The sequence below is a fragment of the Mesorhizobium sp. Root554 genome (assembly GCF_001427025.1).
Classification (GTDB): domain Bacteria; phylum Pseudomonadota; class Alphaproteobacteria; order Rhizobiales; family Rhizobiaceae; genus Mesorhizobium.
On the sequence record NZ_LMGA01000001.1, the window covers coordinates 2,717,715 to 2,731,590 of the forward strand.

General features: G+C 63.5%; 13 protein-coding genes and 1 pseudogene. 10 read left to right on the top strand and 4 right to left on the bottom strand.

The genetic code is table 11. The features are described 5' to 3' along the window. A pseudogene (locus ASD44_RS18785) lies at positions 1–487 on the top strand (hypothetical protein); the annotation flags it as partial. A gap of 124 nt (positions 488–611) precedes the next feature. Here the strand turns inward: ASD44_RS18785 and ASD44_RS13280 are convergent. Then, positions 612–1,493, bottom strand: a complete 882-nt coding sequence (locus tag ASD44_RS13280; RefSeq protein ID WP_056112742.1) for a LysR family transcriptional regulator — start codon at positions 1,491–1,493, stop codon at positions 612–614. Positions 1,494–1,669: 176 nt separating this feature from the next. On the opposite strand from ASD44_RS13280, the gene ASD44_RS13285 reads away from it, so the two are divergent. Then, a complete protein-coding gene (locus ASD44_RS13285; protein WP_056112744.1) occupies positions 1,670–3,166 on the top strand; it encodes a CoA-acylating methylmalonate-semialdehyde dehydrogenase in 1,497 nt (498 codons plus the stop codon). 62 nt (positions 3,167–3,228) lie between these two features. On the opposite strand, the gene ASD44_RS13290 is transcribed toward ASD44_RS13285, so the two are convergent. The 3 genes from ASD44_RS13290 to ASD44_RS13300 all read right to left on the bottom strand — a co-directional run bounded on the left by ASD44_RS13290 (position 3,229) and on the right by ASD44_RS13300 (position 4,825). Beyond that, positions 3,229–3,636 (bottom strand): DoxX family protein, encoded by a 408-nt coding sequence (locus ASD44_RS13290; RefSeq protein ID WP_056112748.1) that lies wholly within the window; start codon positions 3,634–3,636, stop codon positions 3,229–3,231. A 26-nt stretch (positions 3,637–3,662) separates the two neighbouring features. After that, positions 3,663–4,052 carry a DoxX family protein gene (locus ASD44_RS13295; protein ID WP_056116146.1) on the bottom strand — a complete coding sequence of 130 codons (390 nt, stop codon included), beginning with the start codon at positions 4,050–4,052 and terminating at the stop codon, positions 3,663–3,665. Positions 4,053–4,165: 113 nt separating this feature from the next. Next, positions 4,166–4,825 carry a GntR family transcriptional regulator gene (locus ASD44_RS13300; RefSeq protein WP_056116150.1) on the bottom strand — a complete coding sequence of 220 codons (660 nt, stop codon included), beginning with the start codon at positions 4,823–4,825 and terminating at the stop codon, positions 4,166–4,168. 104 nt (positions 4,826–4,929) lie between these two features. On the opposite strand from ASD44_RS13300, the gene ASD44_RS13305 reads away from it, so the two are divergent. From ASD44_RS13305 to ASD44_RS13340, 8 genes are all read left to right on the top strand, one after another. After that, positions 4,930–5,841, top strand: a complete 912-nt coding sequence (locus ASD44_RS13305; RefSeq protein WP_056112751.1) for a dihydrodipicolinate synthase family protein — start codon at positions 4,930–4,932, stop codon at positions 5,839–5,841. A gap of 159 nt (positions 5,842–6,000) precedes the next feature. Next, on the top strand, positions 6,001–7,236 hold the full coding sequence (locus ASD44_RS13310) for an FAD-dependent oxidoreductase (protein ID WP_156459921.1): 1,236 nt from the start codon (positions 6,001–6,003) through the stop codon (positions 7,234–7,236). A gap of 10 nt (positions 7,237–7,246) precedes the next feature. Then, positions 7,247–8,248, top strand: a complete 1,002-nt coding sequence (locus ASD44_RS13315) for a 4-hydroxyproline epimerase (RefSeq protein ID WP_056112757.1) — start codon at positions 7,247–7,249, stop codon at positions 8,246–8,248. 333 nt (positions 8,249–8,581) lie between these two features. Further along, positions 8,582–9,484: a branched-chain amino acid ABC transporter permease gene (locus tag ASD44_RS13320; RefSeq protein ID WP_056112760.1), complete on the top strand. Its 903-nt coding sequence runs from the start codon at positions 8,582–8,584 to the stop codon at positions 9,482–9,484. A 3-nt stretch (positions 9,485–9,487) separates the two neighbouring features. Beyond that, positions 9,488–10,879, top strand: a complete 1,392-nt coding sequence (gene livM / locus ASD44_RS13325) for a high-affinity branched-chain amino acid ABC transporter permease LivM (RefSeq protein ID WP_056112763.1) — start codon at positions 9,488–9,490, stop codon at positions 10,877–10,879. Further along, complete coding sequence (locus tag ASD44_RS18210; protein WP_082542475.1) at positions 10,879–12,723, top strand: ATP-binding cassette domain-containing protein; 1,845 nt, start codon at positions 10,879–10,881, stop codon at positions 12,721–12,723. Before livM ends, ASD44_RS18210 begins: the two co-directional genes overlap by 1 nt. After that, entirely contained in the window at positions 12,723–13,451 is a 729-nt protein-coding gene (locus tag ASD44_RS13335) for an ABC transporter ATP-binding protein (RefSeq protein WP_056112765.1), read from the top strand. Before ASD44_RS18210 ends, ASD44_RS13335 begins: the two co-directional genes overlap by 1 nt. A 27-nt stretch (positions 13,452–13,478) precedes the next feature. Beyond that, positions 13,479–13,838 carry a DUF6867 family protein gene (locus tag ASD44_RS13340; protein WP_056112770.1) on the top strand — a complete coding sequence of 120 codons (360 nt, stop codon included), beginning with the start codon at positions 13,479–13,481 and terminating at the stop codon, positions 13,836–13,838. The last annotated feature ends 38 nt before the right edge of the window (positions 13,839–13,876 follow it).

A 13,876-nucleotide genomic window follows, 5' to 3' on the forward strand; every position in this document is an offset into this window, starting at 1 on the left:
GTGGAACGACTTCCGCAAGACCGAATGCGCCGCCGGCGCAACCACGGCTGCTGAGACGAAGCCCGCCAAGAAGACAACCAAGGCGGCCGCCAACGACGACGCAAAGGGCCTGAGCATGGCCGAGTGCAGCGCCAGGTATCAGAGCGCCAAGGCCGGCGGTTCGCTGAACGGCATGAAGTGGAATGACTTCCGCAAAGCCCAGTGCGGCGCCGGAGCATCCGACGACGACACCGTGCCGAGCGCCGACGAGGCCAGCTACAGCGGCGAACCTGAAACGCCAACCGTGCGGGCGCCGCGCGGCGTCAAGTTCCCGGCCACGATCGCTCGCAAGTTCGCCGACGAAACGCCCGGCAAGGGACGCATGCACACCTGCCTCGAGCAATACTACGCCAACAAGGACGCCGACGCGCTCGGCGGCCTGCGCTGGATCCAGAAGGGCGGCGGCTACTACAGCCTCTGCAATTCCAGGCTCAAGGGCAACGTCTGATCATTGCCGTCCGGCGCATTGTCGCCGGCGTGAAGATGTAAAACCCGCGGATCGCTCCGCGGGTTTTCTGTTTGATAGCCTTCCGTTTCAGGCCTCGTCGAACCCGGCTGGCGAACCGGCATGGTCATGCAAACAGACTGCGTTCCTTCTCCACTGTCCGGCTTATAAAGCTCGCCACCGCCTGGACCCGGCGCAGCGGCCGAACCGATTCATGATAGACCAGCCAGTAGGCGCGGCGGATAGGCGCGGCGATCTCGACCGGCACAAGGTCCGGCATCGAGCGGGCGATGAAGGTGTGCAATATGCCGATGCCAGCCCCCGAACGCACGGCTTCCGCCTGCCCCAGCGCCGAGGATATGGCGAAGGACGAGCGCCATTCCGGGCTGAACTCGGCAGCGTAGTCGAGTGAACGGCTGACAATGAGATCGGGCACGTAGCCGATCAGCGTATGGTTCGCCAGCTCCGCCGCCGATGCAGGCAGACCGTGCGCCTCGACATAGCCGCGCGAGGCGAACAGGCTGAGCGTATAGTCCACCAGCTTGCCCGCCACCAGACGGCCCTCGGTCGGCCGCTCCACCGTGATGGCGATATCGGCCTCGCGACGCGACAGCGAGAAGGACTGCGGCACCGGCACCAGATGGATGGTGAGATCGCGATGCAGGGAGGTCAGCGCACCCAGCCGCCGCGCCAGATAGGCGACGCCGAACCCGTCCGGCGCGCCGATCCGCACGATGCCGGATACATCCTCGCCCTCGCCCGCCACGGTGGAGCGGGCCGCGATCATGTCGGCTTCCATGCGCTCGGCAATGTCGAGGAAGCGCTCACCGGCCGGCGTCAATTCGCTGCCGGTGGTGAGGCGGCGGAAAAGCTTGGCTTTCAGCGCCTCCTCCAGCGCGGCGATGCGGCGTGAAACGGTGGCGTGGTTCAACTCCAGCCGTTTGGCCGCGCCGAGGATTTGCCCGGCTCGCGCCACGGCAAGGAAGATGCGCACGTCATCCCAGTTCATCCTGCCCTCCCATTCTCCCCCATTCGCGCAAGAGGATCACCGCGCAATCTGCGAAAAACCATGCACGCTTTCTCTTGTCTATCAATTTCTGCACATCGGTTGCGTTTGCGCTCGCGTTGCCTTCCGCCCGCCAAAGGTCGAGAGTGGCCCATGCTAGAATTCCAGGGAGTGGAACAATGATCGAATATGGGCACTTCATCGGCGGCAAGCGCGTCGCCGGCAAGAGCGGCCGCAAGCAGGACGTCATGCAGCCGATGGACGGTTCCGTCCGCGGCACGGTGGCGCTCGCCTCGACCGAAGAACTGCGCGCGGCGGTGGAGAACGCCAAGGCCGCGCAGCCGGCCTGGGCCGCCACCAACCCGCAGCGCCGCGTGCGCGTGCTGATGAAATTCCTCGAACTGGCGAACCGCGAATACGATTCGCTGGCCGAGATCCTGGCGCGCGAACATGGCAAGACCATTGCGGACGCTCGAGGAGACATCCAGCGCGGCCTCGAAGTGGTCGAAGTCTGCATCGGCGCACCGCACATGATGAAGGGCGAGTTCACCGACGGCGCCGGACCGGGCATCGATGTGTATTCCATGCGCCAGCCGCTCGGCGTCGTCGCCGGCATCACACCGTTCAACTTCCCGGCCATGATCCCGCTGTGGAAGATCGCCCCGGCCATCGCCTGTGGCAACGCCTTCATCCTCAAGCCGTCCGAGCGCGACCCCGGCGTGCCGCTGCGCATCGCCGAACTGTTCGTCGAAGCCGGCCTGCCGGCCGGCATCCTCAACGTCGTCAACGGCGACAAGGAAGTCGTCGATGCCATCCTCGACGACCAGGACGTCAAGGCCATCGGCTTCGTCGGTTCGACGCCGATTGCGCAGTACATCTATTCGCGCGGCTGCGCCAACGGCAAGCGCGTGCAGTGCTTCGGCGGCGCCAAGAACCATATGATCATCATGCCCGACGCCGACATGGACCAGACGGTCGATGCCCTGATCGGCGCCGGCTACGGTTCGGCCGGCGAGCGCTGCATGGCGATCTCGGTCGCGGTGCCGGTGGGCAAGGAAACGGCGGACCGCCTCCTCGAGCGGCTCATCCCGCGTGTCGAGAGCCTCAAGGTCGGCCCATCGACCGATTCCTCAGCCGATTTCGGCCCGCTGGTCACCCAGCAGGCGCTCGAGCGGGTCAAGGGGTATGTCGACATCGGCGTCAAGGAAGGCGCCAAGCTGGTCGTCGATGGCCGCGGCTTCACCATGCAGGGCTACGAGAATGGCTACTACATGGGCGGCTGCCTGTTCGACGATGTGACCCCCGACATGCGCATCTACAAGGAAGAAATCTTCGGCCCCGTGCTCTCGGTCGTGCGCGCGCCGACCTACAATGACGCGATCAAGCTCGCCAACGAGCATGAGTTCGGCAACGGTGTCGCCATCTACACCCGCGACGGTGACGCGGCGCGTGACTTCGCATCCAAGGTCCAGGTCGGCATGGTAGGCGTCAACGTGCCGATCCCGGTGCCGATCGCCTACTACACGTTCGGCGGCTGGAAGGCGTCTGGCTTCGGCGATCTGAACCAGCATGGTTCAGATGCGTTCCGCTTCTACACCAAGACCAAGACGGTCACCTCGCGCTGGCCGTCCGGCATCAAGGACGGCGCCGAATTCGTCATCCCGACGATGAACTGATCTATCGGGCGTCGGCTCTGCCGCATCGCAAAAAAGGCCGCGGATGTCCGCGGCCTTTTTCTTTAGGCCCGCTTCCAGAAAAAGCCGGAATGCAACGCCAGTCTGTCGCCCGGACCGTGAACCGCGGCGAACAGCAGGCCGGCCAGGAAGGTGAAGTGATCGACGAAAAAGCCGAACTCCATCTGATTTCCGGCCCAGCGCGACGGCCCGTGGAAGGCGAAGGCCAGAAAGATCACATAGACGGCCGCCAACAGGGCGGTTTCGGTAAAGAACGCTCCGGTCAGGAAACCCAACACCAGCGCCACCTCGAAAAACGCGGCTAGCCAGGCCAGAACCAGCGGTATCGGGAACCCGGCCGCCGCGATGAAATCGGCGGTCATCTGCATGCCGGCGAACTTGAAGGCGGCCGCCATGGCGAAGGCCGCTGCAAAAATCAGTCTCGCGGCGAGAATGGCGATTGTCTTACCCATTGTGTCCTCCCTTGAAATGTTGGCGTTCAGTGGCGGCGCCACGGAAACAGCGCCCGCAGCGCCGGATCGCGCAGCCACAGCCCACCCCAAAGGAACAGGCCGAGATAGACGCTGAACAGGATGTGGCTGAAAAGCGGATTGCCGACGCGGATCTGCGTCGCCATGGCGCCGCCGAGCAGACCCATGAATAGTACCGCGGCGAGTATATTGGTGCGCGGATAGAGATAGAGCAGCGTCAGCACCAGTTCGAGAATCCCGATCGGCAGCGTGTAGCCGGTCGGCCAGCCGAGCGCCGTCATCGTCTCGTCAGCCACCGGCAGGCCGAGCAGCTTCGGTGTCACGGATGCTCCGAGCATGAACAGCACAAACAGTCCCGACAGCACATAACCCATCCGTGTCATCGTCTTCTCGCTCATGGCCATCTCCTTGACGATCAGTGTCGAAGTGAAGACGCGCGAGACAGGACCGGGCCGACATCGGCCAATAAAAAAATGCCGGACAAAGGCCGAAGCCAGCCTGATCGGTCGCGTTAGCGCCTTACCGCCGTTTCGGCATGGCTCCGCAGCAGCCCCATCAACCGCTTGGCATCCTTGCCGGCGGCATCCTCGTCTCCGGAAAGGATCGAGCGGATCAGCCCCACATGATGCTCGGCGGATTCGGCAAGCCCCGTATCGGCCTTGTAGCGGAACCAGAATCGCCGGCTGTGCGTCTGCAGCGGCGCGGCCAGCCTGGCCGCGAAAGGATTGTCGGCCGCGAAGGCCAGCGCCTCGTCCATCGTCTTGTCCGCTTCCAGGAAGGCGAACACATTGCCGGAGACGACAGCCTTCTGCATGGCAAGCGCAGCGTCGTGGAAGCGCTCGGCGCCCTCGCCGGTGACGAAGCGGGCAGCCGAGCGGGCAAGCACCACTTCCACACCGCGCCTCGCGTCGATGACGCGCAGCCAGTCCGACGCGTGCAGCGGCGCCACCGCGATTCCGGCGCGCGGGCGTATCTCCAGCAGCCCTTCCCAGGCGAGCCGCTGGATGGCCTCGCGGACCGGGGTGCGGCCGAGCCGTAGTTTGTCGATGAGGATACCTTCGGTCAGGAAGCCGCCGGGCGCCAGTTCCAGCGTGACGATCATCCGTTCAAGGGCGCGGTAGGCTTTCGCCGCAACGGGTTCAAAGGAAAGGCTTTCTTCGGCAAACGTCACGACGGTCTCCTCGACGATGGAGGAAAGATATATCAAAAGCGGATTCCCATTGACAGACCGTGCATCTTAAAATATATTACTGATATATCAGATGGAGCACGATCATGTGGACCGGAGTTTTCCCTGCCGTAACGACCAAATTCACCGACGACGACCGCCTCGACCATGCCGAGATGGAGCGCTGCTTCGGGCTGCAGATGGAGGCCGGCTGCGACGGCATCATCGTCGCCGGTTCGCTCGGTGAGGGGCCGATGCTGTCGGTGGAGGAAAAGCTCGCCGTGCTGAAAACGGCGCAGGGCGTCGCCGGCAAAAAGCCGGTACTGCTCACCATCAACGAGCCCGGCACCCGCGAAGGCGCCGCGCTGGCCAAAAGCGCCGCCAAGGCCGGCGCCGACGGGCTGATGATCGTGCCCTCGCCCATCTACCACACCAATCCGCAGGAAACCGCCGCGACGCTGAGCGCCATGGCGGCCGCTGGCGGGCTGCCGGTGATGATCTACTCCAACCGCGTCGCCTACCGCGTCGACGTCACCGTCGAGGTCATGGAGCAGCTTGCCGACGATTCTCTGTTCGTCGCGGTCAAGGAATCCTCCGACGACATCCGCCGTTCCACCGAGATCATCAACCGCTTCGGCAACCGCTTCGACCTGTTCACCGGCGTCGATAACCTCGCTTTCGAAGCGCTTTCGGTCGGCGCGATCGGCTGGGTTGCCGGGCTGGTCACCGCCTTCCCGAAGGAAACCGTCGCCATCTACCAGTTGATGAAGCAGGGAAAGCGCGAAGAGGCGCTCGCCATTTATCGCTGGTTCCGGCCGCTGCTCGACCTCGACGTCTCCACCTATCTGGTCCAGAATATCAAGCTGGCCGAGGCGCTGGCCATCGGCACCAACGAGCGGGTGCGCATGCCGCGCCAGCCCCTGTCGGGCGAACGGCGCACGGCCGTCGAAAAGATTGTCCGCGATGCCTTGGCTGTGCGGCCGGAGCTGCCGAAGCTGAGCGTGGCCAAGGCGGCCTGAAAGAAGCCTTTCTTCGCCCCGTTCACGGGGAGAAGATGGCGGCAGCCAGATGAGGGCAGCGCCGACGTGTCTGACAGTTCCGATTTCCGCGGAAGTCCAAACCATCCGTCCTCCGCGCTCCGGGCACCTTCTCCGCGTGAAGGAGGAGAAGGAAACCGCATCGCCATTGTCGGCGGCGGCATCATCGGCATCTGCTGCGCGGCCTATTTGACCGAAGCCGGCCACGCCGTCACTGTCTACGACCGCACCGGCATCTGCGAGGAGACGAGTTCGGGCAACGCCGCCGCCTTCGCCTTCTCCGACGTGCTGCCGCTGGCGCACAAGGGGATGATGCGGAACCTTCCGCGCTGGCTGACGGACCCGCTCGGCCCGCTCTCCATTTCACCCGCTTATCTGCCAAGGCTGCTGCCCTGGCTTTGGCGTTTCTGGCGTGCCGGCAACGCCGACCGCTATGAAGCGGCGCTTGCGGCACAGGCGTCGATGATGGCCTTGGCCGAAAGCGAATGGGCCGATCTCATGGAGAGCTCCGGCACCAGATCCATGCTGCGCGAGGACGGCTCGCTCGAACTTTACGAAAGCGAGGCGGAGTTCCGCTCCTCCCTGCCCGGCTGGGCCGCCCGCGACCGCTTCGGCATCGGCTACCGCCACGTCGATGGCGAAGACCTTGCAGCCTTGCAGCCGGGCCTCTCGCCGCGCTTCACAAAAGGCACCTTCATTCCTGGCTGGAAGACGGTGTCCGACCCGAAGCTTTTGGGCAAGGCAATCTGGGCCCATGCCGAGGCGAGGGGCGCCCGCTTCGAGCGGGTCAGGATCGACGGCATCGAGGCTGCCGGCGACGGCCAGCCGGGCGGCGTGCTAAGCTTCGCCAATGGTGGCAGCGCGGGCGCGGACCGCGTCGTTATCGCCGCTGGCGCCTGGTCGCATCTGCTGGCGCGCCAGCTCGGCGACCCGATCCCGCTCGAAACCGAACGCGGTTACAACACGACGCTGCCATCAACGGCCTTCGACCTGAGGCGACAGCTCATTTTCTCCGGCCATGGTTTCGTCGTCACGCCACTGGAAACCGGTTTGCGGGTCGGCGGAGCGGTTGAATTTGCCGGCCTCGAGCGCGCGCCCAACTTCAACCGGTCGAAGGCGATGCTGGAAAAGGCGAAAGCCTTCCTGCCCGGCCTCGATCCTACCGGCGGCCGCGAATGGATGGGCTTTCGGCCATCGCTGCCGGATTCGCTCCCCGTCATCGGCGCGGCCCGCAATGCACCCGGCATCGTTTACGCTTTCGGCCACGGCCATCTGGGGTTGACGCAGGCCGCCGCCACGGGCCGCTTGATCCGCGATATACTGCTGGGGCACTCTCCCGCACTCGACCTCGCTCCGTTTTCACCGCAGCGTTTCTGAGGAAGATCGAATGTCGCGTCACACCTTCACCTGCCTCGACGGCCATACCTGCGGCAACCCGGTGCGGCTGGTCGCCGGCGGCGGGCCATTGCTCGCAGGCAAGACCATGATCGAGCGGCGGGCGCATTTCATTGCCGAGTATGATTGGATCCGTACCGGCCTGATGTTCGAGCCGCGCGGCCATGACGTGATGTCGGGATCGATCCTTTATCCGCCAACCCGCGAAGATTGCGACATCGCCATCCTGTTCATCGAAACGTCGGGTTGCCTGCCCATGTGCGGGCACGGCACCATCGGCACGGTGACGATGGCCGTCGAGAACGGTCTGGTGAAGCCGAAGACGCCGGGTACGCTCAGGCTCGATACGCCGGCAGGCCTGGTCGTCGCCGAATACAAGCAGGTCGGCGATTATGTCGAAGAGGTGCGCATCACCAATGTGCCGTCCTTCCTTTACGCTGAGGACCTTCCGGTCGAGTGCCCCTATCTCGGCGAACTGCGCGTGGATATCGCCTATGGCGGCAACTTCTACGCCATCATCGACCCGCAGAAGAACTATCGCGACCTGGCCGACTATTCGGCCGGCGACCTCATAGCGTGGAGCCCCGTGCTGCGGCAGCGCCTCAACGACCTCTATTCCTTCGTCCATCCGGAAAATCCGGACATCAACGGGCTGCGGCACATCCAGTGGACCGGCGTGCCCGTGCATCGGGAGGCGCATGGCCGCAACGCCGTCTTCTATGGCGAAAAGGCCATCGACCGCTCGCCTTGCGGCACCGGCACGTCAGCGCGCATGGCGCAGCTCGCCGCCAAGGGCGCGCTCAGGCCGGGAGACGAATTCATCCATGAATCGATCATCGGCTCGCTGTTCAAGGGCAGGGTGGAAAAAACAGTCGAAGTGGGTGGCAAACCGGCCATCGTGCCCTCCATCGGCGGCTGGGCGCGGCAGACCGGCCTGAACACCATCTTCATCGACGATCGCGATCCCTTCGCCCATGGCTTCGTTGTCCGGTGATCGTCGACTCGGCCTCTTCCATTCCGCGACGCCGGAGATTTTTGCCTTGAAACCAGCGCAACGATCCGTCTCAGCAGCCCTTTTCAGCGCGATATCTTTCGAAGAAAGGCAGAAAATCGGTTCGGAATCGTCAAAGACATTGCGTTGTGCCAATGTTACGGTCCACGATAGTCCAGGGGCAGAAGCCGAAAAACAGGCACCCGGATGGCGTGCTTCACTTCGAGCTGATCGGACGAAGAATCACGTTGCAATCCGGGATCAGAACCTTACGACTAGGAACAATATGAAAAGGGATGCGTCCTTGCGGCGAAATCTCAGGGGAGCCTTGTGAATATGCAGTATTTCGTTCAGCAATTGATCAACGGGCTGACGCTGGGATCGATCTATGGATTGATCGCCATCGGTTATACGATGGTCTACGGCATTATTGGCATGATTAATTTCGCCCATGGCGATCTTTTCATGGTCGGTGCTTTCATCGCCCTCATCGTCTTCCTGATCCTCGGCGCGCTGTTCTATTCGGTGCCCGTCGTGGTGGCGTTGCTGATCATGATGATCGTGGCGATGCTCCTGACCGGCCTCTACAACTGGGTCATCGAGAAGGTGGCCTACCGGCCGCTGCGCGGCTCGTTCCGGCTGGCGCCGCTCATTACCGCCATCGGCATGTCGATCGCGCTTTCCAATTTCGTCCAGGTCACCCAGGGTCCGCGCAACAAGCCGATCCCGCCCATGGTCAGCCAGGTCTACAACATCGGCGGCATCTCGGTTTCGCTGAAGCAGATCATCATCATTGTCGTGACCGCCATCCTGCTCGCCGTGTTCTGGTATCTGGTCAACCGCACCTCGCTCGGCCGTGCGCAAAGGGCCTGCGAACAGGATCGCAAGATGGCGGCGCTGCTCGGCGTCGATGTCGATCGCACCATTTCCATCACCTTCATCATGGGCGCAGCCCTGGCTGCCGTCGCCGGCACACTGTTCCTGATGTACTACGGCGTCGTATCCTTCTCCGATGGCTTCGTTCCGGGCGTTAAAGCCTTCACCGCCGCGGTGCTCGGCGGCATCGGCTCACTGCCGGGCGCCGTGCTCGGCGGCCTGATGATCGGATTCATCGAGAGCATGTGGTCGGCGTACTTCTCCATCGACTACAAGGATGTCGCCGCCTTCTCGATCCTGGCCATCGTGCTGATCTTCCTGCCTTCCGGCATCCTTGGCCGGCCCGAAGTCGAAAAGGTCTGATCCATGGCCGTTACCGTCTCCCCTTCGAGCGGCGCGGCCGCCAGGCCGATCACGCGCGCCATCCGTGAATCGCTGTTCGCCGGTGTCATCTCATTCGGGCTGTTCTTTCTCCTGATCGGCCTCAAGACCGACCAGAACATCCGCAATGAACTGGTACTGGTGCAGCGCTGGGGTCTGCTGGCGGCGGTGGTGCTCATCACCATGGCCGGCCGCTTTCTTTATGTCGCCTTTGGCCAGCCGGCGCTGGAGCGCCGCAAGGCCGCGCAGGCGAACGCGCCGGCGTCGACCGCTGAACCCGGCTTTATCCGGCGGAATTTCAATGCCATCGGCATCGCTGCCCTGTTCCTGTTCCCGATCCTTGTCGTTTCCACAGCCGGCCTGCAGGGCTCGCTGAAGTGGGTGGACAATTTCGGCATCCAGATCCTCATCTATGTGATGCTCGCCTGGGGCCTGAACATCGTGGTCGGCCTCGCCGGCCTGCTCGACCTGGGTTACGTCGCCTTCTATGCCGTCGGCGCCTATGCCTACGCGCTGCTCGGCTCGCATTTCGGCCTGTCGTTCTGGATCCTGCTGCCCTGCGCCGGCCTCATGGCGGCGTTCTGGGGCGTCATCCTCGGCTTCCCGGTGCTGCGCCTGCGCGGCGACTATCTTGCCATCGTTACCCTTGCCTTCGGCGAGATCATCCGGCTGGTGCTGATCAACTGGCGTGAGGTGACCAACGGTTCCGCCGGCATTTCGGGCATCCCGAAAGTCTCATTCTTCGGTTTGATGTCGTTCAACATTTCCGACGACAACTACATCGGCAAGGTGCTGGAGATCGCGCCCTCCGGAGCCTATTACAAGATCTTCCTCTACTACCTCATCCTGCTTCTGTGCCTGCTCACCGCCTTCGTCACCATCCGCCTGCGCCGCATGCCGGTCGGCCGCGCCTGGGAAGCCCTGCGCGAGGATGAGATTGCCTGCCGTTCGCTCGGCATCAACACCACCACCACCAAGCTGACGGCCTTTGCCACCGGCGCCATGTTCGGCGGCTTCGCCGGCTCCTTCTTCGCCGCCCGCCAGGGCTTCGTCAGCCCCGAATCCTTTGTCTTCATCGAATCCGCCATCATCCTGGCCATCGTCGTGCTCGGCGGCATGGGTTCGCTCGGCGGCATCGCCGTCGCCGCGGCGGTGATGATCGGCGGCACCGAAATCCTGCGTGAGCTGGATTTCCTGAAGGCGATCTTCGGGCGGGATTTCACCCCTGAACTTTACCGGATGCTTTTGTTCGGCATCGCCATGGTGGTCGTCATGCTGTGGAAGCCGCGCGGCTTTGTCGGCAGTCGAGAACCGACCGCCTTCCTGAAGGAGCGCCGGGCCGTCTCCGGTTCCTTCACCAAGGAAGGGCACGGCTGATGGACGCGAGCAGCATGAACGACACCATCCTCGACGTCGAACACATGTCGATGAAATTCGGCGGCCTGGTCGCCATCGGCGATCTGTCCTTTCAGGCCAGGCGGGGCGAGATCACGGCGCTGATCGGGCCGAACGGCGCCGGCAAGACCACGGTCTTCAACTGCATCACCGGCTTCTACAAGCCGTCTGAAGGCATGATCACTCTCAACCGGCGCGACGGCTCCTCCTATCTGCTGGAGCGGCTGCCGAACCATGAGATTCCGGCGCGCGCCAAGGTGGCCCGCACCTTCCAGAACATCCGTCTGTTTTCCGGCATGACCGTGCTCGAGAACCTGCTCGTCGCCCAGCACAACAAGCTGATGAAGGCCTCGGGCTATACCATCCTCGGCCTGCTCGGCTTCCGCGGCTACAAGCAGGCGTCTGCCGAATCCATCGAGCTCGCCAAGCATTGGCTGGAAAAGGCCGACCTGGTCGACCGCGCCGACGATCCCGCAGGCGACCTGCCCTACGGCGCCCAGCGCCGGCTGGAGATCGCCCGCGCCATGTGTACCGGCCCGGAGCTTCTGTGCCTCGACGAGCCCGCGGCCGGTCTCAATCCGAAGGAGTCGCTTGCCCTCAACACCTTGCTGATGGGCATCAAGAACGACACCGGCACCTCGATCCTGCTGATCGAACACGACATGTCGGTGGTCATGCAGATTTCCGATCACGTCGTGGTGCTGGAGTACGGTCGCAAGATCTCCGACGGCGACCCGCAATCCGTACGCTCCGACCCCCGCGTCATCGCCGCCTATCTCGGCGTCGACGATGAGGAAGTCACCGAGGTGCTTGCCGAAGTCGGCGACGAGGATGTCATCGAACAACTCGACGCCGGCCCCGACGCCGCGCATGGCCCCGGCGCGTCATCCTCCATGATGGCCGGGTCGTTCGATGACACGATCGGACACCGTGACGGCGAGCGCGTCACTGTCGCCAAGGGCGCCTCGAAGGCGGATCGGGTGAAGGCGGCGCCGGCAGCGGTCGCCTCCACCGCCACCGCACCCGCAAAGACGGTCGGACCTGCGGCGAAAAAAGCACCAGCCAGGACCGCCAAGCAGCCGATGGCAACCGCGGTCGCCGCAAAGCAATCCGCGTCTGTAAAACCCGCGGCTACAAAGTCGGCGTCGAAATCCGCGCCGGTTAAATCCGCCCCGGCGACGGGGCTATTGTCTCCGGCTAAAACCGCCAAGCCCGCACCCACAACAGCCGGGAAATCAGCGCGGCCGACACCGGCGAAAACAACCGGGATGGCACCCGTACCTGCCAAGGCGGCGTCCACCAAAAGCGCAACAGCGAAAGCACCGGCGTCGAAGGCGGCTTCCGGAAAGACAGCATCTGCGAAGCAGGCCGCGACCAAACCGGCCGCCGCCAAATCTGTTGCCGCAAAACCCGCCGCCAAGGCCATTGCGTCCAAGCCAACCGCCTCCAAACCTGTCTCAGCCAAAACACCGGCTGCGAAGCCGGTCGGCATTTCGAACCGCCTCAGCAAGCCGCGCGGCGGCAAGGCCGACAATCTTACCCGCATCAAGGGCATCGGCTCGGTCAACGAGAAGAAGCTGAACGATCACGGCATCTTCCATTTCGACCAGATCGCCGCCTGGAAGAAGCCCGATATCGTCGCAGCCGAAGCTTATCTCGCCTTCGACGGACGCATTGCCCGCGAGGGCTGGGTCGCCCAGGCGAAGACGCTAGCCAGCGGCAAGGAGACGGAATTCTCGCGCCGCGTCGATGCCGGCAAGGTCGAGACCAGCCATCCGTCGAAGACGGCCGCACCGGCCGGCGGCAAGCGTGGAGGACGTAAGTGATGGCCGGCGAAAACCTTCTCGATATTCGCGGCGTCGAAACCTTCTACGGCAACATCCGGGCGCTGAACGGCGTCGATGTCAGCGTCAAGGAAGGCGAGATCGTCGCGCTGATCGGCGCCAACGGCGCCGGCAAGTCGACGCTGATGATGACTATCTTCGGTGCGCCCCGGGCGCGCTCAGGCACCATCACCTTCGCCGGCACCGACATCACGCGTATGCCGACGCACGAAATCGCCCGCATGCGCATTGCGCAGTCGCCGGAAGGCCGCCGTATTTTTCCGCGCATGACGGTGATGGAAAATCTGCAGATGGGGGCAAGCCTCGACAACCTCAAATATTACAATGAGGACGTCGAGAAGGTGTTCACGCTGTTCCCCCGGCTGAAGGAGCGTATCGGCCAGCGCGGCGGCACGCTTTCGGGCGGCGAGCAGCAGATGCTGTCGATTGGACGCGCGCTCATGGCGCGGCCAAAGCTGTTGTTGCTCGACGAGCCTTCGCTGGGTCTGGCTCCGCTGATCGTCAGGCAGATATTCGACGCCATCCGCGAACTCAACCGCACCGAGGGTCTGACCGTCTTCCTGGTCGAGCAGAACGCCTTCGGCGCGCTCAAGCTCGCCGCCCGCGGCTACGTCATGGTCAACGGCAACGTCACCATGAGCGGCAGCGGCAAGGAGCTTCTCGCCAATCCGGAAGTGCGGGCGGCCTATCTCGAAGGCGGCCATCACTAGGTCTGCGACCTGATCTGAGGAAAAATTATGCAAGGCATTCTCTACGAGGAAAGCTCGATCTGGCAATTCTTCTTCGTCACCTGCCTTCTCGGCGGCTGGGCCGCATGGATGACCGGCCGGGCGAGCGCGCAGACCTGGCGCACCCACCTCATGCTTTTCCTGTATTTGCTCGGCCTCGGCATCGCCGTGCGCTTCATCCACCACGCCCTGTTCGACGGCACCATGTTCTCGCTTCAGTACTATGTCGTCGACACGCTTGTGGTCATGCTTCTGGGCTTCATCGGCTACCAGTACACGCGCACCAACCAGATGGTGACGCAGTACAGCTGGCTTTACGAAAGGGCTTCTCCACTGAGCTGGAAATCGAAGGTTGACGTTCATCATTAACGCCGGCTCGCGTTTGAATCGGCGTGACAAGCCTTTGA